General features: G+C 73.1%; 16 protein-coding genes. 6 read left to right on the forward strand and 10 right to left on the reverse strand.

The window, feature by feature from the left end; genetic code table 11:
- Positions 1-46: 46 nt before the first annotated feature.
- Positions 47-2,974, reverse strand: coding sequence for a bifunctional [glutamine synthetase] adenylyltransferase/[glutamine synthetase]-adenylyl-L-tyrosine phosphorylase (locus FBY23_RS17275; protein WP_141799274.1), 2,928 nt, complete (start codon positions 2,972-2,974; stop codon positions 47-49).
- Between the two features lie 16 nt (positions 2,975-2,990).
- Positions 2,991-4,331 (reverse strand): glutamine synthetase family protein, encoded by a 1,341-nt coding sequence (locus FBY23_RS17280; RefSeq protein ID WP_141799275.1) that lies wholly within the window; start codon positions 4,329-4,331, stop codon positions 2,991-2,993.
- Between the two features lie 147 nt (positions 4,332-4,478).
- Between FBY23_RS17280 and FBY23_RS17285 the strand changes: the two genes are divergently transcribed.
- A complete protein-coding gene (locus tag FBY23_RS17285; RefSeq protein WP_141799276.1) occupies positions 4,479-5,198 on the forward strand; it encodes a hypothetical protein in 720 nt (239 codons plus the stop codon).
- Positions 5,199-5,234: 36 nt separating this feature from the next.
- Here the strand turns inward: FBY23_RS17285 and FBY23_RS17290 are convergent, their stop codons facing one another.
- Entirely contained in the window at positions 5,235-6,860 is a 1,626-nt protein-coding gene (locus FBY23_RS17290) for a thiamine pyrophosphate-binding protein (protein ID WP_141799277.1), read from the reverse strand.
- Complete coding sequence (locus FBY23_RS17295) at positions 6,857-7,516, reverse strand: metalloregulator ArsR/SmtB family transcription factor (protein ID WP_141799278.1); 660 nt, start codon at positions 7,514-7,516, stop codon at positions 6,857-6,859. Before FBY23_RS17295 ends, FBY23_RS17290 begins: the two co-directional genes overlap by 4 nt.
- A gap of 118 nt (positions 7,517-7,634) precedes the next feature.
- Between FBY23_RS17295 and FBY23_RS17300 the strand changes: the two genes are divergently transcribed.
- Positions 7,635-8,099, forward strand: coding sequence for a hypothetical protein (locus tag FBY23_RS17300; RefSeq protein ID WP_141799279.1), 465 nt, complete (start codon positions 7,635-7,637; stop codon positions 8,097-8,099).
- Between the two features lie 3 nt (positions 8,100-8,102).
- On the opposite strand, the gene FBY23_RS17305 is transcribed toward FBY23_RS17300, so the two are convergent.
- Positions 8,103-10,115 carry an NAD(+) synthase gene (locus tag FBY23_RS17305; protein ID WP_141799280.1) on the reverse strand — a complete coding sequence of 671 codons (2,013 nt, stop codon included), beginning with the start codon at positions 10,113-10,115 and terminating at the stop codon, positions 8,103-8,105.
- Positions 10,116-10,148: 33 nt separating this feature from the next.
- Between FBY23_RS17305 and FBY23_RS17310 the strand changes: the two genes are divergently transcribed.
- From FBY23_RS17310 to FBY23_RS17320, 3 genes are all read left to right on the forward strand, one after another.
- Positions 10,149-10,628 (forward strand): VOC family protein, encoded by a 480-nt coding sequence (locus tag FBY23_RS17310; RefSeq protein ID WP_222117858.1) that lies wholly within the window; start codon positions 10,149-10,151, stop codon positions 10,626-10,628.
- 110 nt (positions 10,629-10,738) lie between these two features.
- Entirely contained in the window at positions 10,739-11,608 is an 870-nt protein-coding gene (gene panB, locus FBY23_RS17315) for a 3-methyl-2-oxobutanoate hydroxymethyltransferase (RefSeq protein ID WP_141799281.1), read from the forward strand.
- Positions 11,609-11,676: 68 nt separating this feature from the next.
- Entirely contained in the window at positions 11,677-12,804 is a 1,128-nt protein-coding gene (locus FBY23_RS17320; RefSeq protein ID WP_141799282.1) for a sorbosone dehydrogenase family protein, read from the forward strand.
- 708 nt (positions 12,805-13,512) lie between these two features.
- Here the strand turns inward: FBY23_RS17320 and FBY23_RS17325 are convergent.
- Positions 13,513-15,537: a M3 family metallopeptidase gene (locus FBY23_RS17325; protein ID WP_222117859.1), complete on the reverse strand. Its 2,025-nt coding sequence runs from the start codon at positions 15,535-15,537 to the stop codon at positions 13,513-13,515.
- A 9-nt stretch (positions 15,538-15,546) separates the two neighbouring features.
- Complete coding sequence (locus FBY23_RS17330; RefSeq protein ID WP_141799283.1) at positions 15,547-16,677, reverse strand: hypothetical protein; 1,131 nt, start codon at positions 16,675-16,677, stop codon at positions 15,547-15,549.
- A 189-nt stretch (positions 16,678-16,866) separates the two neighbouring features.
- On the opposite strand from FBY23_RS17330, the gene FBY23_RS17335 reads away from it, so the two are divergent.
- Positions 16,867-17,535, forward strand: a complete 669-nt coding sequence (locus FBY23_RS17335; protein WP_141799284.1) for a thymidine kinase — start codon at positions 16,867-16,869, stop codon at positions 17,533-17,535.
- 18 nt (positions 17,536-17,553) lie between these two features.
- On the opposite strand, the gene FBY23_RS17340 is transcribed toward FBY23_RS17335, so the two are convergent.
- From FBY23_RS17340 to FBY23_RS17350, 3 genes are read right to left on the reverse strand one after another with little or no spacing between them, the layout of a single operon-like run.
- Complete coding sequence (locus FBY23_RS17340) at positions 17,554-18,687, reverse strand: alkaline phosphatase family protein (RefSeq protein ID WP_141799285.1); 1,134 nt, start codon at positions 18,685-18,687, stop codon at positions 17,554-17,556.
- Positions 18,688-18,691: 4 nt separating this feature from the next.
- Entirely contained in the window at positions 18,692-19,261 is a 570-nt protein-coding gene (locus tag FBY23_RS17345; protein ID WP_141799286.1) for a DUF5998 family protein, read from the reverse strand.
- Positions 19,262-19,279: 18 nt separating this feature from the next.
- Positions 19,280-22,003 carry a GNAT family N-acetyltransferase gene (locus FBY23_RS17350; protein ID WP_260806066.1) on the reverse strand — a complete coding sequence of 908 codons (2,724 nt, stop codon included), beginning with the start codon at positions 22,001-22,003 and terminating at the stop codon, positions 19,280-19,282.
- Positions 22,004-22,067: the final 64 nt, after the last annotated feature.

Raw genomic sequence — 22,067 nt, forward strand, 5'->3', positions numbered from 1 at the left:
TCGGGCCGCGACCGACCCCCCCAGAGGTCGCGGCCCGGCGCCTATTTCACTCCCAGAACACCCGGTCCACCACGGCATGCGCATGCCGGGTGACGCGCAGGTAGTCGTCGAGCAGCCGGTCGGTCTCGGTGGGCTGGTAGCCGAGGATCCCGGCGACCGCGCGGCGCTCGAGCACGGTGCGCGGGAACTCGTCGCCCGCCCGGCCCCGGGCGAGCAGGACGGCGTTGCGGACCCGGGTCGCCAGGCGCCAGGAGGCGCCGAGGGTCAGCGCGTCGTCGTGGGTGATCAGCCCGGCTTCGGCGGCGGCGGTGAGGGCGGCGAGGGTCTGGGTGGTGCGCAGGCCGGGGAGCTCGGCGCCGTGGCGCAGCTGGAGCAGCTGGACGGTCCACTCGATGTCGGCCAGTCCCCCACGCCCGAGCTTGAGGTGGAGGGCGGGGTCGGCGCCGCGCGGGAGCCGCTCCTTGTCGACGCGCCCCTTGATCCGGCGTACCTCGACGACGTCGTCGTCGGTCAGCCCGCCGGCCGGGTAGCGCAGCGGGTCGATCAACGCCGTGAACCGCTCGCGCAGGTCGAGGTCGCCGACGACTGCGTCGGCGCGCAGCAGCGCCTGGGCCTCCCAGACGTGCGACCACTTGGCGTAGTAGGCGGCGTACGCGTCGAGGGTGCGGACCAGCGGGCCCTGGCGGCCCTCGGGGCGCAGGTCCGCGTCCACGACGAGCGCCGGGTCCGGCCCGGGTACGGCGAGCACGCGGCGCACCTCCTCGGCGACCAGCCGCGCGAAGGTGGTGGCCTCGTGGGCGTCCGCGCCCTCGACCGGGTCGTGCACGAAGAGCACGTCGGCGTCGCTGCCGTAGGAGAGCTCGAAGCCGCCGTAGCGACCCATGGCGACGATCGCCATCCTCGTGGGCACGACCGCGATGCCCCGCGAACGGGCGGTCGACTCGATCGCACCGCGCAGCGTGGCCTCCAGCGTGGCGTCGGTGAGCCGGGTGAGCGCGAAGCCGACGTCGGCGACGTCGATCAGGCCGAGGACGTCGCCGGCGGCGATGCGCAGCAGCTCGCGACGGCGTACGGCACGCACGGCCCGCACGCCCTTCTCGAAGCCCTCCTGGCGTCCGCCGGTCGCGAGCATCTCGTCGGTCAGCGCCGCCGAGCCGAGCGGGTGCAGGTCGCCCCCGAGCAGTCGGACGCCCGCCGGCTCGCGCTCGAGCAGGTCGGTGCAGTAGCGCGAGGTGGCCAGCAGGTGGGCCAGCCGCTCGGCGGCCTCGCCCTCGTCGCGCAGGGTGGAGAGGTACCACGGGGTGCGCCCGAGCGCCTCGCTGATCCGACGGAAGCCGAACAGGCCGCCGTCGGGGTCGGGGCACTCGGCGAACCACTGCAGCATCGCGGGCAGCAGGGTGCGCTGGATGGCGGCGGTGCGGCTGACGCCGCTGGTCAGCGCCTCCAGGTTGCGCAGCGCGGCCTGCGGGTCGGCGTACCCGAGGGCGGCGAGGCGGGCGCCCGCGGCCTCCGAGGAGAGCCGCACCTCGTCGGCGCCGATCCGCGCGACGGCGGTGAGGAGGGGGCGGTAGAAGATCTTCTGGTGCAGCCGGCTGACCTCGCGGCGGTGGTCCTGCCAGGTCTCCTCGAGCAGCTTCTGCGACTCCTTGAAGAAGCCGAGGCTGCGCCCCAGCCGCCGCAGCGCCGCCTCGTCGGAGGGCACGACGTGGGTGCGCTGCAGCCGGTGCAGCTGGATGCGGTGCTCCAGCTGGCGCAGGAACGCGTAGGCGCGGTGCAGGGACTCGCCGTCCTCGCGGCCGACGTAGCCGCCCTCGGTCAGCCGCGTCAGCGCGCTCAGGGTCGTGGCCGGGCGGATCGACTCGTCGGCGCGGCCGTGGACGAGCTGCAGCAGCTGGACGGCGAACTCCACGTCGCGCAGCCCGCCCGCGCCGAGCTTGAGCTGCCGGTCGGCCTCGCGGGCCGGGATGTGGTCGAGCACCCGGCGCCGCATCGCGCGTGCGGCATCGACGAAGCCCTCGCGGTCCGCGGCGGACCACACCATCGGCGCGACCATCGCGGTGAACTCGCGCCCCAGCTCGAGGTCGCCGGCCACCGGGCGCGCCTTGAGCAGCGCCTGGAACTCCCACGGCTCGGCCCAGCGCTCGTAGTAGCTCTCGTGGCTGGCCAGGGTCCGGCTCAACGGCCCCGCCTTGCCCTCGGGCCGCAACGCCGCGTCGACCGGCCAGATCGTGCCCTCGGCGGTGTGGTCGGCGCAGACCTGCATCATCTGCGCGGCCAGCCGCGCCGCCACCCGCTCGTCGCCCTCGTGGACGAAGAGCACGTCGACGTCGGAGACGTAGTTGAGCTCGTGCCCGCCGCACTTGCCCATCGCCACCACCGCCAGCCGTACGCCGGCCGCCAGCTCCCCCACCCGAGCCCGGGCCACGACCAGCGCCGCGTCCAGGGTCCCGGCCGCGAGGTCGGACAGCTCGGCCGCGGCGTCGTCGACGCCGAGGTGGTGGGTCAGGTCGCGGGCCGCGAGCCGCAGCAGGTGGCGGCGGTACTCCACCCGCAGCGCGTCGACCGCCGCCTGGTCGGGCTTGTCGGTGACCGCCTCGATGAGGGAGGCACGCACCGCCCAGGCCGCCGGCCGGGTGGACCCGAGCGCGGGATCCGCGAGCTCACGCCACTGCGCCGGATGGGTGGCCAGGTGGTCGGCGAGCGCGGCGCTCGCGCCCAGGACGCAGAGCAGCCGCATCGCCGTACCCTCGTCGTCGCGGACAGCGGCGAGCAGCTCGGCCCGCTCCCGAGGCCCCCCGACCGCGTCGGCGAGACGGACCAGGCCCTGCAGCGCGGCATCCGGGTCGGCCGTGCGGCCCAGCAGCGCGAGGAGGTCCGTGCCGCCCGGCCCGAGCCGGTCGAGGTCGGCCACCGCCCGGTCGAGGTCGACGAACCCGAGCCGGAGCAGCTCGGTGCGCTGCGACGTCCGGTTCATGCCCGACGCCCCGCGATCAGAGGACCGGGAGCATCCGGTCGCGCTCGAAGGCCGAGACCTGGCCGCGGTACTCGTCCCACTCGGCCCGCTTGTTGCGCAGGAAGTAGTCGAAGACCTGCTCCCCCAGCGTCTCGGCGAGCAGCTCGGAGTGCTCGGCGATCGCGATCGCGTCGTGCAGGCTCTTGGGCAGCGGCTCGATGCCGAGGCTGCGGCGTTCGCGCTCGGTCAGCGCCCACACGTCGTCCTCGGCCTCGCGCGGGAGCTCGTAGTCGTTCTCGATGCCCTTGAGCCCGGCGGCCAGCACGGCGGCGTAGGCGAGGTAGGGGTTGCACGCCGAGTCGATGGTGCGCAGCTCGACCCGGGTCGACTGGCCCTTCATCGGCTTGTACATCGGCACCCGGACCATGGCGGAGCGGTTGTTGTGGCCCCAGCAGATGTACGACGGCGCCTCGCCACCGAACATCATCCGCTTGTAGGAGTTGACCCACTGGTTGGTCACGACGCTGATCTCGCTGGCGTGGCGCAGGATGCCGGCGATGAACTGGCGCCCGGTCTTCGAGAGCTGGTACTCCGCACCGGCCTCGTAGAAGGCGTTCTGGTCGCCCTCGAACAGCGACAGGTGGGTGTGCATGCCAGAGCCCGGGTGGGTGGTGAAGGGCTTGGGCATGAACGTGGCCCAGATCCCCTGGCTGAGCGCGACCTCCCGGATGACCGTGCGGAAGGTCATGATGTTGTCGGCGGTGGTGAGCGCGTCGGCGTAGCGCAGGTCGATCTCCTGCTGGCCGGGACCGCCCTCGTGGTGGCTGAACTCCACCGAGATGCCCATCGCCTCGAGCATGGTGATCGCCTCGCGGCGGAAGTCGGAGCCGTGGGAGTGCGCGGCGTGGTCGAAGTAGCCGCTGCGGTCGATCGGCACCGGCTCGTCGCCCGAGCCCGGCTCGTCCTTGAACAGGTAGAACTCGATCTCGGGGTGGGTGTAGAAGGTGAAGCCCTGCTCGGCCGCCTTGCCGAGGGTCCGCTTGAGGACGTTGCGCGGATCGGCGTACGACGCGGAGCCGTCCGGCATCACGATGTCGCAGAACATCCGGGCCGTCGCCGGCCCCTCGGTGCTGCGCCACGGCAGGATCTGGAAGGTGGTCGGGTCGGGCAGCGCGAGCATGTCGGCCTCGTAGACCCGCGCGAAGCCCTCGATCGCCGAGCCGTCGAAGCCGATGCCCTCGGAGAAGGCGCCCTCGAGCTCGGCCGGCGCCACCGCGACGGACTTGAGGAAGCCCAGCACGTCGGTGAACCACAGCCGCACGAACCGGACGTCACGCTCCTCGAGAGCGCGCAGGACGAAGTCCTCTTGCTTACCCATGGCCGCAGCCTAGTGATGTCGCGTGACGGGCGTGTTGCACCGGGACCCTTTGGTGAAACATCACCGCTTTGTGTCGGACGGTCCCAGGACCATGGTCCCGGCCGGGCGCTCCCGGTCACTGAAGCGAAACAACCGTGGGGAGAACACATGTCTGTCTGGAAGAGCCGCACCGCGGCCGTCGCCGTGGGCGCCACCATCGTCGTGGGTCTCGGCGCGAGCGGGTCGGTCGCCGCCGGCCTGATCACGTCGAAGGACATCAAGAACGAGACCATCAAGTCCAAGGACGTCAAGGACGGCACGCTCAAGGGCAACGACGTCAAGGACGGCGGCCTCACCGGCGCCGACATCGCGGACGGCTCGATCGCGCTCGCCGACCTCGCGCCCGGCGCCCGGGGCGCCGCGCCCGCCCAGGGGGTCGGCGTCAACGGGCTCGAGGCCGCCACCCTGGCCGCCCCGGTCACGGTCGCCCACATCGGCGGCCCGATCAACGACAACAACACCAACCTCAACACCTCGCTGACCCTGCCGGCGGGCACGTACCTGGTCACCGTCGACGGGTCCTTCGAGCGCTCGGCCAGTCCGGACAACCCCGCCGTCGACGTCTTCCCGCAGCTCTCGCTGTGGCTCGACAAGAACGGCGACAACGCCTTCAAGTGGCAGGACGGCGAGGGCGACATCAGCCCCAACACCCTGCTGCCGACGGTCACGGGCCGGCACCGCTCGGTCAGCGGCACCACGGTCATCACGCTCACCGCGCCGACCAAGGTCGGCCTGCTCGCGTTCGGCTACGACAGCGCGCAGGGCACCGAGGGCAGCGGCGACATCAAGGTCACCGCGGCCACGATCACCGCTACCCCGCTGAGCTGATCGCCCCCACGATGCGCCGGGCTCGGGCCCGGGGCGTCAGGTGAGCGCGAACATCCGCAGGAGCGTCGGGAGCACGACGACCGACGGCCCCCTCTCGGCCAGCGCCTTCGCGAGCACCGTCCCGATCGTCCCGGGCGTCGCCTCGTGCGCCGCGACCCCGAAGGCGCGGGCGACGTCCACGAACGAGGGCCGGGACAGCTCGGTCGCCGTGGCCGCGCCGAACGCGCTGTTCATGTACTCCCGCAGGATCCCGTAGCCCCCGTCGTCGACGATCAGCCAGGTGACGTCGGCGTCGTGCTGGCGGGCCGTGGCCAGCTCCGCGATCCCGTACATCGCGCCGCCGTCGCCCGAGACGGCCAGCGTCGGCCGGCCGCCCGCGATCGCCGCCGACAGCGCCGCAGGGAAGGCGAACCCGAGCCCGCCGGCGCCCTGCGCCGAGTGGAAGCCGCCCTCGCGCGGGTCCCAGGCCGACCAGGCCCAGTAGCCGGCGATCGTCATGTCCCAGAACGTGTGCATGTCGTCGGGTACGACGGCCCGCAGGTCGGCGAGCAGCGTCCGCTCGGGTGCCAGGTCCTGGCCGGCCAGGCGCTCCTCGACCTGCTGGCGCAGCCGGGCCGCGACCGCCGCACCCTTCCGGCGCGCCTCGTCGCCGGCGTCCGGGAGCTGGTCCGCGATCGCGGCCAACGCCAGGCCCGCGTCGGCGTGGATGCCGAGGCACGGGTGGTTCGAGCCGAGCACCCGCGGCTCCGCGTCGACCTGGATCAACCGGCCCGTCGGCGCGAACGTGAAGTAGTTGCTGGTGACCTCGCCGATCGTCGTTCCGACGGCGAGCAGGACGTCGGCCCGCTCGAGCAGGTCGGTGGTGTGCCGGTCCTCGATCCAGCTGGCGGCGGAGAGCGGGTGGGCGAAGGGGATCGCGCCCTTGCCGCCGACCGTGGACACGACGGGCGCGCCGAGCGCCTCGGCCACCCGGACCAGCTCGGCCGGGCCGGTACGGGAGCGTCGTACGCCGCCGCCGGCGAGGATCACCGGACGTTCGGCCGCGGCCAGCAGGCGCGCGGCCTCCGCGGCGAGCTCGGCCCGCGCGGGCCGGTCCGGGATCGTCACGACGGCCGAGGTCACCGGCGGCACGGGGGCGTCCTCGAGCAGCACGTCCTGCGGGATCTCGACCCAGGTCGGTCCGGCCGGCACCGCCTGGGCCAGCGCCCACGCGTCGGCGATCGCGGACGGGAGGTGCGCCGCGTCGAGCACGACCGCGGTGGACTTGGTGACGTTCTGAGCGCTCTTCTGCTGGTCGTCGGTCTGGTGCAGCAGGCCGTTGCGGCGCCCCCCGATCCCCCGGCGTGGGACCTGGCTGCTGATCACCAGGACCGGGACGCCGGTCGTGTACGCCTCCTGGAGCGCGCCCAGGGCGGTCAGTGCGCCGGGCCCGGTCGAGACGAACATGACCGCGACCTGGTCGGTGACCCGGGCGTAGCCGTCGGCGCCGAAGGCGGAGTTGTTCTCCACCCGGGAGCTGACGAACTGCAGGTCGCTGCGCCGGATGGCGTCGAACAGCCCCAGGGCGTGCTGGCCCGGGATGCCGAAGACGTGGGTGACGCCGAGCGCCGTGAGCGTCTCGACCACGACGTCCCCTCCGTTGCGGATGTGGGTGCCGGTCATGCGCTCAGTCTGACCCGCGCGCAGCATCCCGGCCCCGGCTCGACCGGCTCGACGGTGGCAGCGGACCGGCGCGCGACCGCGGTGAGGAAGCTGCGGTTGACCCCGCAGACCAGGTCGCGGTGGTCGGCGGCGAGCCGGTCGAAGGGGCAGTTGGCCAGGCACAGCGTGCCGTCGTCCTCGGCGCGCGGCTCGTAGCCGAGCGGCGCGAGGGTCTCGAGCAGCGCCTGGCCCTCGACGGCTCCCGCGGTGACGGCGTCGGCCGCGTCGTCGGCCGCCGCGGCGAGCGCGTCCGGCATCGGGGTGCCGGCCAGGGTGCGCTCCACGGCGTCGGCGAGCACCTGCCCCGCGAGGTCGTAGCGGCGGCTCGGCACGCTCACGGTCAGCTCGCGGCGCGAGCGGCGGTACAGCTTCGCCGGCCGTCCCGCGCCCGGGCCGGTGCGCCCCGTCAGGCGACGGAACTCGGTCACGAGCAGCCCCTCGTCGACCAGCCGCTCGAGGTGGAACTTCGCCGTGTGCCGCGGTACGTCGACCCCGCTGGCCGCCTGGTCGCGGCTGACCGCGCCGGGCTGCTCGGCGACGAAGCGGTACAGCGCCCGTCGTACCGGATCGGCCAGCGAGCCGACCCGTGCCACCCGCTGCCCGAACGCCTCGTCCATGGCCTGCTCCCTCCCCCGGATCTCTAGCAGACACGAGTCTTGTCGAAAGATCGCCGCAGGTCTACCGTCAATCGTGATGTCCCTTACAAGCCGGGACCGCTCGAGAAAGGGGCCAACCATGGCCAGCACCCACGCGTGGGACAACCTCACCCACGACATGCGCGAGGAGATGCACGACCTCACGCACTTCGCCACCGTCGACGCCGCCCACCAGAGCCGCGTGGCTCTCTGGGCGACCTTCGTCGCGCTCCCCGTCCTGTGGGGGCTCGACATGATGACCAACGCCGTCACCGACAGCACCACGTGGGAGGGCTCGATCTCGACGTGGGCCGACAACTTCCTGCCCGGCAACGCCGCCGACGCGGTCATGTGGGTCGGCGCGATCACCCTGCTGCTGGGGCTGCTCGTCGCCGCCGTGCCGCAGTTCGGCGCCGACGTGCTCGGCATCTGGTTCGTCCTGCTCGCGGTCAACCTGTTCAGCGTCGACCAGATGGCCTACCTCGCCCTGGGCATGCTGGCCCTCGCCGTGTGCTGCTTCTGCATGGCGCGGATGATGCGAGGTGATCACCGCAGGGAGGCGTAGTCCTCAGTCTGTGGGGACGTCGGCCGCCAGCTCGGCCAACCACGCGGCCGCGCTGGCGTCCGACGGCATCCGCCAGTCCCCGCGGGGCGACATGGTTCCACCGGGGCTGACCTTCGGCCCGTTCGGCAGCGCCGAGCGCTTGAACTGGCTGCTGAAGAAGCGCCGGACGAAGACCTCGAGCCACGTGCGGATCGTCGCGATGTCGTACGACGCCTCACCGCTCCCCCATGCGTGGTGGGCCAGGAACGCGATCTTGCTGGGCCGGTAGCCGCGGCGCAGCACGTGGTAGAGCGTGAAGTCCTGCAACGCGTAGGGACCGACGGAGTCCTCGGTGCGCTGCTCGCCACCGGGGATCAGCTCGGGGGTGATCTCCTGCTCGAGGATCGCCTGGAGCACCTGGTCGGCCTCGTCGTCGTAGTGCCCGTCGTGGAGCTGGTCGGTGTCGATCACCCAGCGGATCAGGTACTGGATCAGGGTCTTCGGGACGCCGGCGTTGACGTTGTAGTGCGACATCTGGTCGCCGACGCCGTACGTGCACCAGCCGAGCGCGAGCTCGGAGAGGTCGCCGGTGCCGAGCACGATGCCGCCGCGGTGGTTGGCGAGGCGGAAGAGGTAGTCGGTGCGCAGCCCCGCCTGGACGTTCTCGAAGGTGATGTCGTAGACCGGCTCGCCCGCGCTGAACGGGTGGCCGAGGCCCTCCAGCATCGTGCGCGCGGCCGGCTTGATGTCGAGCTCCTCGAAGGTGCAGCCGAGCGCCTGGGAGAGCCGGGTCGCATAGGACTTCGTGGTGTCGCCGGTCGCGAAGCCCGGCATCGTGAACGCGTGGATGTCGCTGCGCGGGCGGCCGAGCCGGTCCATCGCCTTGGCGGCGACGATCAGCGCGTGGGTCGAGTCGAGGCCGCCGCTGACGCCGATCACGATCTTCGGCTGCCCGATCGCGGACAGACGCTGCTCGAGCCCCGAGACCTGGATGTTGTAGGCCTCGTAGCAGTCCTGGTAGAGCCGCACCGGGTCGTCGGGCACGAACGGGAAGCGCGCGACCTCACGCCGCAGCCCGATGTCGCCGGACGGCGGCTCGAGCTCGAACTCCACCCGTGTGAAGTGCGACGCCTCGATGCCCTCGGCCGCGCGGTTGTCGTCGAAGGTGCCCTGCCGCATCCGCTCCTGGCGCAGCCGGTCGAGGTCGACGTCGACCACCGTGGCCCGCGGCCCGTCGGGGAACCGCTCGCTCTGCCCCAGCAGGTCGCCCATCTCGTAGACCATGGTCTGCCCGTCCCACGACAGGTCGGTCGTCGACTCGCCCTGGCCCGCCGCGGCATAGATGTACGCCGCGTTGCACCGCGCGCTCGCGCTCCGGGCCAGGAGGTGCCGGTCCTCCGCGCGGGCGATCGTGATCGGGCTGCCCGAGAGGTTGGCCAGCACGGTCGCGCCGGCCAGGGCGGCGCTCGCGCTCGGCGGGATCGGCACCCACATGTCCTCGCAGACCTCGACGTGCAGGTCGAGGCCGCGCACGTCGGAGGCCGAGAAGATCAGGTCGTTGCCGAACGGGACGTCCTCGCCGTTGAGCTCGATGCTGTCCTCGGCTGCACTCCGGGTCGCCCCCGCCGCGAACCAGCGGGCCTCGTAGAACTCGCGGTAGGTCGGCAGGTAGGACTTCGGCGCCACGCCGAGCACCCGCCCGCCGTGGATCACCACCGCACAGTTGTAGACCCGGTTGCCGCTCGCCAGCGGCGCCCCCACCACCAGCACCGGCCGCAGGTCGGCCGACGCGACGGTCAGGTCGAGGATCGCCTCACGCACCGCGTCGAGCAGCGTGTCCTGCAGGAAGAGGTCGTCGACGGCGTACCCGGTCAGCCCGAGCTCCGGGAACACCGCGACCGCCACTGCGTCGTCGTGGAGCGCGCGGGCCTGCTCGAGGATCCGGGCGGCGTTGGTCGCCGGGTCCGCGATGGCGACGGGCAGGGTCACCGCCGCGACCCGGGCGAACCCGTGGGCGTAGGCCGAGTAGAAGTCCACGGGGCGAGTCTAGGGAGCCGATGAGTCTGCGGGGTGGACCCGGTCTGCCCCGGCATGAGCCTCGCGAGCAGCCACATCCAGCCGTGCCTGTGGTTCGACGACCGGTTGGAGGAGGCCGCGCGCTTCTACACCGCGATCTTCCCGAACTCCTCGATCAGCCACCTCGGCCCGGTCGCAGGCGAGTTCACCCTCGACGGGCTGACCTTCCGCGGCGTCAACGGCGGTCCCGAGATCGCCTTCTCCGAGGCGGTGTCCTTCTCGATCGTGTGCCGCGACCAGTCCGAGGTCGACTACTACTGGGACTCGCTCGCCGACGGCGGCCAGGAGTCGGTGTGCGGATGGCTCAAGGACCGGTTCGGGCTGTCCTGGCAGGTCGTCCCCGCCCGGCTGCACGACCTGCTCTCCGACCCCGACCCGCGGCGCGCGGAGGCCGCCAGCCGGGCGCTGCTCGGGATGCGTCGGATCGTGGTCGCGCAGCTGGAAGCGGCGGCCGATGCCGCCCGTGCGGGGTGACGGAGCACACAGCGCGCCGGGCCGTCGTACCGGACTAGCCTCGTCTGTGCCCGTCAACGAACGTGGACCCACATCGGTGGGCCGCGAGTCACCAGGAACGGAGCTCGACGATGAGCAGCACCACCCCCGAAGAGACCGCCCCGTACGGCGGCGCCGCCCCCGCGGCGCCCTCCGGATCCGCGCCGATCAAGCGCATCCGCACCCACCACCTGCGCGACCTCAAGCAGCGCGGCGAGCGCTTCTCGATGCTCACCAGCTACGACCAGCTGACCGCGCAGATCTTCGACGAGGCCGGCGTAGAGGTCCTCCTCGTCGGCGACAGCGCGTCCAACAACGTCCTCGGCAACGCGACCTCGCTCCCCGTCACGGTCGACGAGCTACTCCCCCTCACCCGCGCTGTCAGCCGCTCGGTGTCGCGGGCCCTCGTGGTCGGCGACCTGCCGTTCGGCTCCTACCAGGCCTCGCCCGAGCAGGGCTACCTGACGGCCGTGCGCTTCATGAAGGAGGGCGGCGCCCACTGCGTGAAGCTCGAGGGTGGCGTCGAGATGGCCCCGCAGATCGAGCGGATGACCCGCGGCGGGATCCCGGTGATGGCCCACATCGGCTTCACCCCCCAGTCCGAGCACGCCCTCGGCGGCTACCGGGTCCAGGGCCGCGGCGAGGCCGCCGAGCGGATCCTGCGCGACGCCCTCGCCGTCCAGGAGGCCGGCGCCTTCTCGGTCGTGATGGAGATGGTCCCCGGCGACGTGGCCGCCGAGGTCACCGCCAAGCTCGACATCCCGACCATCGGCATCGGCGCCGGCAACCAGTGCGACGGCCAGGTCCTCGTCTGGCAGGACGCCTTCGGCCTGCGCACCGGCAAGCTGCCCCGCTTCGTCAAGCAGTACGCCGACCTGCGCTCCGTCCTACTCGACGCCGCCCGGGCCTACGACGCCGAGGTCAAGGACGGCAGCTTCCCGGCTCCCGAGCACACGTTCTGACCGGCTGACCGGCTGACCGGCTGACCGGCTGACCGGTTGACGACGGCGGGGCGGCGTACCGTCCCTGCATGCGTGCGCGTCCCGCCGTCCTGCTCGTCCTCGCCCTGGTCGCGACCCTCCTCGCCGCCACCCAGGCCCGTGCGGCCGCGTTCCGCGTGGAGGTCGTCGCCACCGGGCTCGACCATCCATGGGAGGTCGCGGTCCTGCCGAGCGGCGACCTGCTGGTCACCCAGCGCGACCGGAGCAGGCTGACCCTGGTCGACCCGGGCTCCGGTGCGAAGCGCGACCTGGCGTTCCCGTCCGCGCAGGTCTGGAACCGGGGCGAGACGGGCCTCCTCGGGCTCGCGGTCGACCCGGCATTCGCCACCAACCGGCGGATCTACACCTGCTCGGGCTGGCGCGCCGACGACGGCTCACACGACATCCGGGTCAACGCCTGGACTCTCGACGCCGCCCTGACCACCGCGACGCTCGCGGGTCCGCTCGTCACCGGGCTGCCGCCGAGCCGGACCGGCCAACACGGCGGGTGCCGCCTCCTCGTCGCCGCTGACGGCTCGCTGCTGGTCGGCACCGGCGACGCCAAGCGCTCCCGGCTCCCCCAGCGCCGCGGCTCGCTGGGCGGAAAGGTGCTGCGCCTCGACCGCCTCACCGGCGCACCCGACCCCCGCAACCCCTGGGCCGACCGCTCCGGCAAGCGCCGCTACGTCCTCACCTTCGGCCACCGCAACGTCCAGGGCCTTGCCCAGCGGACCGACGGCACGCTGTGGTCGGTCGAGCACGGCACCGACCGCGACGACGAGATCAACCTGCTGCACCCCGGCCGCAACTACGGCTGGAACCCCGGCCCCGGCTACGACGAGTCCCGCCCCATGACCGACCACCGCCTGCCCGGCAGGCAGTACACCGCCCGCTGGCGCTCCGGCTTCCCCACCATCGCCCCGTCGGGAGCCGCCTTCGTCACCGGCCCGGCCTGGGGCCGGTTCGACGGCTGCCTGGCCGTCGCGGTGCTCAAGGGGCGGCGGCTGATGTTCGTGAGGCTCGACGACCGCGGCCGGGTCCGCTGGACCCGCGCCCCGCGGGCGCTGCGGGGCCACGGCCGGCTGCGCGACGTGACCGCCGCACCCGACGGCTCGCTGCTCGTCACCACCGACAACGGCGGTGGGCGGGACGTGGTGGTGCGGGTTCGGCCGGCCTGAACGAGTTGGGTGGGTCAGCCCGGCCGCACGGCACATCCGCCGCACGTCCAGCTCGGCGGTCGACTGAGCACCGCTCCCGATCTCCGCCAGCGCCCGGCGGAACCTGTCGGCGCCCCTGAGCGGCTGCATGCGCCCGATCCACTCCTCCAGCCTGTTCGGCGAGGTCAACCCCTGCTGGACGACTGCAGCGAGCGCGCCTTCCGCGACCCGCGGGTTCCGCTGGGTCGAGGCGAAGCGCAGCACCGCGGGTTCGACGCGGCACACCGGCAGTCCGCCGCCGCGCCGCCGCCAGTCCCGCAGCGGCCGGCGCGTCCGCACGAACACCACGCCCGGGTGCCCGGCTCCGACGAAGGAGCCGTGCGGGACAAGGATCGTCACGTCGTCGCGATGCCAGTTCCGCAGCCCGGCCACTTCGGCCGCGGACAGGTCACCGACCACGGCGTCCGGGCCACCGTGGAGCACGCCGAGCCAGAGCAGCTGCGCGCGTGACAGCTCGCCGGTCGTCGTACCGATGACCGTGGGTGTGTGCGCGACCCATCGCTCGGAGGCGAGTCGGTGCCGGACAGCCCAGCGGTCGACGCCAAGCGCCCGCAACTGCTCGCGGGTCAGCAGGCCGCCCTGCAGGGCAGCAAGCCGGCGCCAGTCGTCGGAGACCACGCCCCGAAGCATCCGCCATCGGGCGCGACCGCGCGGGCGTCCTCCACAGGCTCAGCTCAGCCCGCGCCGCGCGAGCAGCGGCTCGATCGGCGCGGGCCGCCCGCGCCACTCGGCGTAGGAGTCCAGCGGGTCGCGGGTGCCGCCGATGCCGATGACGTGGCGCAGGTAGGCCTCGCCGTTCTCGCGGGTCAGCCCGCCGTTCTCGCCGAACCATGCGACGGTGTCGGCATCGAGGACCTCGCTCCAGATGTAGGAGTAGTACGCCGACGCGTAGCCCGAGCTGAAGCTGTGGGCGAAGTACGGCGTGGAGTACCGCGGCGGCACCGCCGGGTTGTCGAGGCCGGCGGCGGCGAGGGCGCTCTGCTCGAACGCGGCGACCTCCTCGACCGAGGTCGGCACGTCGTCGGGGGCGAGCTCGTGCCAGGCGAGGTCGATCAGGGCGGCGGCGAGGTACTCGCTGGTCGCGAAGCCCTCGTTGAACGTCTCGGCGGCCCGCAGCCGAGCGACGACGTCGGCGGGGATCGGCTCGCCGGTCTTGTGGTGGACGGCGTAGCTGGCGAGCACCTCGGGCCACAGCACCCACATCTCGTTGACCTGGGAGGGGTACTCGACGAAGTCGCGGAAGACGGCGGTCCCGCCGAACTTGGGATACGTCGCCCGCGCGAGCAGCCCGTGCAGGGCGTGGCCGAACTCGTGGAACAGGGTCCGGGTCTCGTCCCAGGTCAGGAGGGTCGCCTCCCCTGCGGCCGGCTTGGGCACGTTGAGGTTGTTGACGACGACCGACGTGTCGATGCCGAGCAGGCCCGACTGCGTGACGAAGCTGCTCATCCACGCGCCGCCGCGCTTCGTGTCGCGCGTGTAGAGGTCGAGCAGGAACAGGCCGATCGGCGTGCCCTCGCGGCTGACCTCGAACACCCGGACGTCGGGTTGGTAGCCGGGCAGGTCGGGACGCTCCTCGAAGGTCAGCCCGAAGAGCCGGCCGGCCGCGAAGAAGACGCCGTCGCGCAGGACCCGCTCCGCCTCGAACCACGGGCGCAGCGCGGCCAGGTCGACGTCGTACCGCGCACTGCGGACGCGCTCGGCGTAGAACGGCCAGTCCCACGGCTCGACGGGGAACCCGGCCAGCTCGGACATCGCGTCCTGCTCGGCGCGGGCGTTGCGGGCAGCGGGTACGGCGAGCCGCTCGAGCAGCGAGCGCACCGCCTGCGGCGTACCGGCGGTGTTGTCGGCGGTCACCGCGGCCGCGTGGTTCTCGAAGCCGAGCAGCCGGGCACGCTGGGCGCGCAGCCGCAGGATGTCGAGCGCGGTCGCGCGGGTGTCGTGCTCGCCGCCGCGACTGCCGCGGCTGCGCTGCGCCTCGGAGAGCCGGCGGCGCAGGTCGCGGTCGGTGAGCGAGGCGAGGTGCGGGTGCGCGGTGGGCAGCACCAGTGTCAGCAGGTGGCCGGGCACGCCGCGCGCCTCGGCCGCCGCGGCGGCGGCGGACACCTCCCCCGGTGTCAGCCCGTCGAGCGCGGCCGGGTCCTCGACGACGACCGCGAGGTCGTTGGTGTCGGCCTGCAGCGCCAGCTCGAAGGCCGTCTCCTGGCTGGAGATCCGCTCGTTGAGCTCGCGCAGCCGCGCCTTGTCGTCCTCGCCGAGCGCGGCGCCGGCGAGGCGGAACTCGGTGAGGTAGCGCTCGACGAGGTAGGCCGCCTCGGCGTCCAGGCCCGCCCGGTCCTCGGCCACCGCCTGCAGCCGGGCCCACAGCGCCGGGTCGAGCAGGATCGCGTCGGTGTGGGCCGCGAGCCTCGGGGCGAACGCCGCCCGCACGGCGTCGATGTCCGGGTTGGCGTCCGCACTCGCCTTGTTCCAGAACACCCGCAGCACCCGCGCCATCGTGGTCCCGCTCAGCTCGAGCGGGACCAGTGTGTTGGCGAACGTCGCCGGCGCCGGGTCCGCCGTGATCGCGGCGACCGCGGCGAGCTGCTCGGCCATGGCCGCCTCGATGGCCGGCGCATAGTCGTGGTCGTCGATGTCGGCGAACCGCGGCAGCTGGTGCGGCAGGTCACTGGTCCCGAGAAGCGCGTCCGTACTCACGCCCTCACCCTAGGAGGTCGGCCCCTCCTGCGGGGTGGGCTCGGTCGCCGGCGGCTGGTCAGCGGGAGTCTGGTCGGCCGGCGGTACGTCGACCGACGGGGTCTGCTCGGGCGTCGGCTCGGGCGTCGGCTCGGGCGTCGGCTCGGGCGTCGGCTCGGAGGTCGGCTCCGGCGTGGGCTCGGGTGTGGGCTCGGGCTCGGGCTCCGGCGTCGGCGTGGGCTGCGGCTCGGTCGCCGGAGGCACCACCGGAGCGGCCGGCTGCTCCGGCTCCGGAACGACCGGCACGACACCCAGCGCCGAGCGGGCCCGGGTCAGCACGGCGACGACGTCGGCGCAGCAGTCCGGCGTCACGTCGGCGGGCAGCGCGATCGGCACCGCGGCCAGGGCGGACATGTCGGCGGCCTCGGCACGGTAGTCGGCCACCAGGCTGCCCACGGTGCGCGCGAAGTGCGGCGTGGCGTCGTAGGAGTGCAGCGCCTTGCGCAGCGCCTTCGCCCGGGACAGGTCCTTGCCGCTGGCGCACAGCAGGACCGCCGCTCCCAGTGTCGCGTCGTCGAGGTCCTGCACGTTGCGCACCCCGTCGCCGTCGGCGTCGACCGCGACCTGCGACCACGTCTGCGGCAGCAGCCCCATCGGGCCGAGGGGGGCGTCCCAGCGCGGGTTGCCGTCGAGGTCGCCGGCATCGGTGTCGGAGACCTCGCTGCGCCCACCCCTGCCGTTCAGCGCGCGACCGACCAGGGCCGGCTCGACCCCGCCCTCGGCCGTGATCCGGTGGCTGACGTCGTCGCCCTGGCCGTGGTTCGACGCGAGCCGGCCGATCGCCGCCAGGACCAGCCAGTCGAGGTTGCAGGGTGCGGCGGCGTCGATGACCGTCGCTGCGCGCTGGTACGCCGCCACGGCCGCGGCCGGTGCGTCGACCAGCCGGTCGCCGTACCCCTCCGCGGTGGAGACGTTGCGCACCACCGCCTCGGGTGCCTCGACGACGGCCTCGACCGCCGCCGGGGGCGCACTCGCGGTGACGTCCGGGGCCGACGAGCCGGGTCCGGTCGCGGCGGCGGACCGGTCCCCGCCCGCGGGCGGGGACGTGCGTCTGCCGACCACCCCGGTCGTGGTCAGGACGACGGCGATGGCCGCGAGCACCGAGATGATCGTGATGGCCCGACGGACTCTCCGCCCGACAGGCCCGGTGGCGACCCCCATGGTCCACCTGCTTCCTGGTTCTGGGGAGGCTCCAGTGTTCTCCCACCGGTCCCTCTCGCGCAGCCGAATCGGGCGTTCTTCACCTGATGCGGTGGAATTCGTCCCCAAGATGGGTGAGAGGATGCGCCGGTGGCCGAGCTGATCTTCCGTACCGGGACGATGGACGCCGGCAAGTCCACCCTGGCCCTGCAGACCAACCACAACCACGCAGCCCGTGGGCGGCGCGGCCGGCTGTTCACCAGCCACGACCGCGCCGGCACCGCGATGGTCTCCTCCCGGCTGGGCCTGGTCGCCGACGCCGAGGAGGTCGCGCCGGACTTCGACTTCTGGCGCTACACCGTCGACGCGCTCACCCAGGGCGCCCGGATCGACTACGTCATCTGCGACGAGGCGCAGTTCTACACCTCCGAGCAGATCGACCAGCTCGCGAAGGTCGTCGACGAGCTGCAGATCGACGTGTTCTGCTTCGGCATCCTCACCGACTTCCGCACCCGCCTGTTCCCGGGCTCGGCACGCCTGGTCGAGCTGGCCGACCGCACCGAGGTCCTCCAGGTCGAGGCCCTGTGCTGGTGCGGCAAGCGCGCCACCCACAACGCCCGCACCGAGAACGGCGTCATGGTCACCGAGGGCGAGGTGATCGTCGTCGGCGACGTCGACCCCGCCGACCACCCGCCCGCGGCGGTCGACGACATCGAGGTCGCCTACGAGGTGCTGTGCCGCCAGCACCACCGGCGCGGCATGACAGCGGCCCGGGCGCGGGCCGTCAGCCTCTCGCCCGAGCCGCTGCCCTTCACCTGATCAGCAGGAGCTGGACCGTCAGTCGACGAGCACCGGGATCAGCATCTCGTCCGGGGTGAGCGAGCCGTGCATGCCGATCAGCCTGTTCTCGTAGGGGAACCCGTCGGTCGACAGCACGGCGAAGTCCCCGTGGCAGGCCACCACGACGTCCCCGATCCGCGGCAGCACCGCGGGGTCGACCGGGCCGAACCAGCCGCGGCCGATCGCCTCGGAGCGGGTGAGCACCTCGGCCCGCTCTCCCAGCCGCTCGCGCCAGGTGGCGACCACGTCCGGCACCGCTCCGCCGGTGCAGTAGAGATGGCGGAACCGCGCCTCGCCGCCGACCAGCGCGATGCCCGAGCGCAGGTCGTCGTCGGCCGAGACGTCGATGCGCGAGGAAGTGGGTACGTCGACCATGCCGTGGTCGGCGATCACGACCAGCCGCCGGTCGGCGGGCAGCGCCTCGCGCAGCTGCTCGGCCTCGTGGTCGATCATGGCGAGCTGCTGCAGCCACTGGCTGGAGGCCACGCCCCAGCGGTGACCGGTCCAGTCGAGGTCGCCGTCGTACACATAGGTCAGCGTGGGCTGCCGCGGCGCCGGGGCGGACGCGGCGACGACGGCGGCGATCCGCTCGCCGACCCGGTCGACGCCGACGTAGTCGGCGCCGCGGTGGGCCGCGACGGTCAGGCCGCTGCCGTTGAACTCGCGCTTGTTGACCACGGTCACCCGCACGCCCGCCGCCTGCAGCGAGGAGAACGTGGTCTGGTGCGGCTGCCACTGCACCGGGTCGACGTCGCCGTCCCAGAGCAGCGCGTTGAGCAGGTCGCCGGTGCCGGGGATCCGGGTGGTGAAGCCGACCAGGCCGTGCGCGCCCGGCGTGAGGCCGGTGCCGAGCGTGGTCAGCGAGGTCGAGGTGGTCGAGGGCACGCTGGCGGTCGCGGGCGTGGAGGTCTCCAGCAGCGAGGAGAGGTACGGCGCCGCGTGGGCGTACCGCTCGAGCAGCCGGGCGCCGAGCCCGTCGATCAGGAACACGACGTACGACGCCGCGTCGGGCAGCACGAGCCCGGTCGGGGCCGGGCCCAGTGGGCTGCCGAGGGCGTGGGCCGCGGCGGGGACGATGTCGCCGAGAGAGCGGACGCCGTACGCCGGTTCGCAGAACGCGGCGACCTCCACCCGGTCAGCCCCTCGTCAGCGCCGACAGCGACGCGGCGAAGGAGAGCAGCCCGCCCACAGCGTCGGTGCCGTCGGCAGCGGCCGAGACGCGCAGGGAGAAGTCGTCGGAGGACAGGGATCCGGTGTAGCCGTGGTCGGCCTCGCACTGCGGGTCGTTGCAGCCGGCCGGCTCGAGGTCGAGCCGGTTGACCGCGCCCCAGCCGATGGTGAGCACCGCCTCGGCGGGCGGGCGCGGGCCGGCCGTCGGGTTGGTCGTCATCCGGGTCACGACCACGGAGTCCACCGAGCGCAGGCTGACCGCCTCGGTCGAGGTGGACGTGTAGGGCTCGGGCAGCAGGTCGTCGCCCGCGTGCTCGTCGGTGTGGGCCAGGATCAGCCGCGACGGGGTCAGCACGATCACGGTCTGGTGCCGGCGTACCTCGTCGCGCTCGAAGGTCGGCTCGTGGTGGACGTAGTAGGACACCACGGCCTCGCCCGCGACCGCGTCGGCGACCGCGTCGGCGACGACCTCCGGGTAGTAGCCGGTGCGATTGATCGCAGCGCTCAGCTCGGCGCTCCGGTCCCGGTCAGTCATGCGCGAATCCTCGCACGCTCACTCGGGGATCGTGGTGACGAGGTCGGGCATCCGGCGCACGAGCGAGTCGGGGCGCGGGTCCTTCACCGCGGCGACCCGCGCGGACGCGGTGAGCACCGCCGCGGAGTCGACGCCGGCGAGCACCAGCGAGAGCTCGAGGGCGCTGACCTGCGGCAGGTCGCCCTGGAGCGCGGCGACGCGGGTGATCAGGTCCTCGATCGCCGACACCTGGACGGGATCGGCGCCGCGGTAGCCGAACAGCAGCGGCGAGCTCTTCACCTCGCGCACCATGCCGGAGACCTCGTGCGCGCTCAGCGGCGGGATCCGGTAGGACCAGTCACCCAGCAGGTCGATGACCGGACCGGAGATGCCGAACGACACGACCGGCCCGAACAGCGGGTCCTCGAAGGACCGCACGGAGATGGGTACGCCGGTCGGCGCGTTGCGCTGCACGACGAACCGCCCCACGGCGGGGTCGATGAGGCCGGACAGGTAGTCCCAGGCCTCCGTCATCTCGTGCGCGTCGGGGATGTTGCGCCACACGTGGATCTGGTCGGGCCGCTCCCGCACCGACGACAGCGTCGACTTGAGCACGACGTCCCAGCCCAGCCGCTCGCCCGCGGCGACGGCCGCGTCGACGTCGGCGACGGGCTCCGAGGGCCACAGCTCGATGCCGTAGGCGTGCAGCAGGGCACGGACCTGGTCCTGGTCGAGCTCGACCTCGCGGTCGGCGGCGACCACCTCGGGGTCGGCGAGGACCCGGTCGACCAGCCGCCGGGCGCTGCGGGCGTCGACCTCGCCGGCGTCGGCCGCCGGCCCGTCGGGGGCGTGCAGCCACACGGCGTACTCCACGACCCGGGCCAGGGCCCGGACCGCTGCCTCCACGGCCGGGTACGACGGCACCGAGCCGCGTCCCGCCGAGGACCCGGCGACATCGGGGACCCGCAGCAGCTCGGGGATGCCCTCGGCCCCGAGGAAGGACGAGACGAGGGGCTTGTCGGACTGCTCCCCCACGGCCGCGAGCACGTTGGCGACCTCCTCGCCGGACACGTCGAGCGGCGGGATGTAGACGGCGATCACCGAGTCGACGTCGGGGTCGTCGATCGCGTCGTCGAGGGCGTCCTCGAAGTCCTCGGCCGTGGCGTCGGCACCGAGCGCGACCGAGCGGTTGACGACCAGGCCCACCGCGGACGCGGCGTCGGCGGCGAGCAGGCCGAGCGCGTCGGAGTTGCCGACGATCGCGACCCGGCGTCCGCGCGGCAGCGGCTGGTGGGCCAGCAGCTGGGCGACGTCGAACATGTCGTCGAGGGTGTCGACCTGGATCACGCCGGCCTGGCGGAACATCGCGTCGACCGCGGCCTGCGGGGCCCCGATCCGGCGGACCGTGTGGCCCATCGGCACGCCCTGCGTCGTGCGCCCGGACCGGACCGCGACGATCGGCTTGCGGGCCGAGACCCGGCGCGCGATGCGGGAGAACTTGCGCGGGTTACCGATGGACTCGAGGTACATCATGACGACCTCGGTGGCGTCGTCCTCCTCCCAGTACTGCAGGAGGTCGTTGCCGGACACGTCGGCGCGGTTTCCCGCGCTGACGAAGGTCGAGATGCCGAGACCACGGTTCTTGACCTTCTCGAGGATGGCCGAGCCGAGCGCACCGGACTGGCAGAAGAAGCCGGCACGGCCGCGGGCCGGCATGACCGACGACAGCGACGCGTTGACCTGCACCGCCGGTTCGGTGTTGATCACGCCCAGGCAGTTGGGGCCGATCAGCCGCAGCCCGTAGGAGCGGCACAGCCCGGCGAGGTGCCGCTGCCGCTTGCGGCCCTCCTCGCCGGTCTCGGCGAAGCCCGAGGAGATGACGATCAGGCCGTGCACGCCCTTGTTGGCACAGTCGAGCACCACGTCGGTGACCGCGTCGGCCGGGACGGCGACGATGGCGACGTCGACGTCGTCGGGGACCTGGTTGACGTTCTTGTAGGCCGGGAATCCCGACACGGCCGGCGCGCTCGGGTTGACGACGTGGACCCGGCCGGCGAAGCCGCCGTTGACCAGGTTGCGCACCAGCACCTGGCCGATGGTGTCCTGCCGGCGGCTGGCGCCGATGATCGCGACCGATCGCGGGTGGAAGAAGCGGTGGATCGACTCGGCCTCCGCCGCGTGCTCGCGGTCGCGCATCACCCCGATCGCGGTGTCGGTCGGGTCGATCGGGAACTCGAGGGTGATCACGCCGTCGTGGTAGCCGCTGACCACCTTGTAGCCGGCGTCGCGGAAGGTCTGGATCATCCGGGAGTTGTCCGGAAGGACCTCGGCGGTGAACCGGTCGACCCCGCGCTCGCGACCGGCCTGGGCGAGGTGCTCGAGCAGCAGCTGCGCGATGCCGCGGCCCTGGTGCTCGTCCTCGACGAGGAAGGCGACCTCGGCCTCGCGGTCCTCCACGACGTCGTAGCGGCCGACGGCGATCATCCGCTCCTGCAGGATCAGCACCAGCGCCACGCGGTCGCGGTGGTCGACGTGGGTGAACCGGCGTACGTCGCGCTCGGAGAGCACCGGCATCGGGGAGAAGAAGCGGTAGTACTTGGACTCGTCGGAGACCCGTGCGTAGAACTCGACGAGCAGCTCGTCGTCCTCGGGACGGATCGGCCGGATGTGCGCCGTACGCCCGTCGCGGAGCAGGACGTCACCCTCCCAGTGCGCCGGAGGCGCCTCGATCTCGTCGGTGGGGGTCGGGTCGCCGGGGCTCACAGGGAGAAATCTATCGGGTCCCCGCGAGCCCCCGGTCGGCTTGTCGGGGGCACCCGGAAGAATG

The sequence above is a fragment of the Nocardioides sp. SLBN-35 genome, from assembly GCF_006715725.1.
GTDB lineage: Bacteria > Actinomycetota > Actinomycetes > Propionibacteriales > Nocardioidaceae > Nocardioides.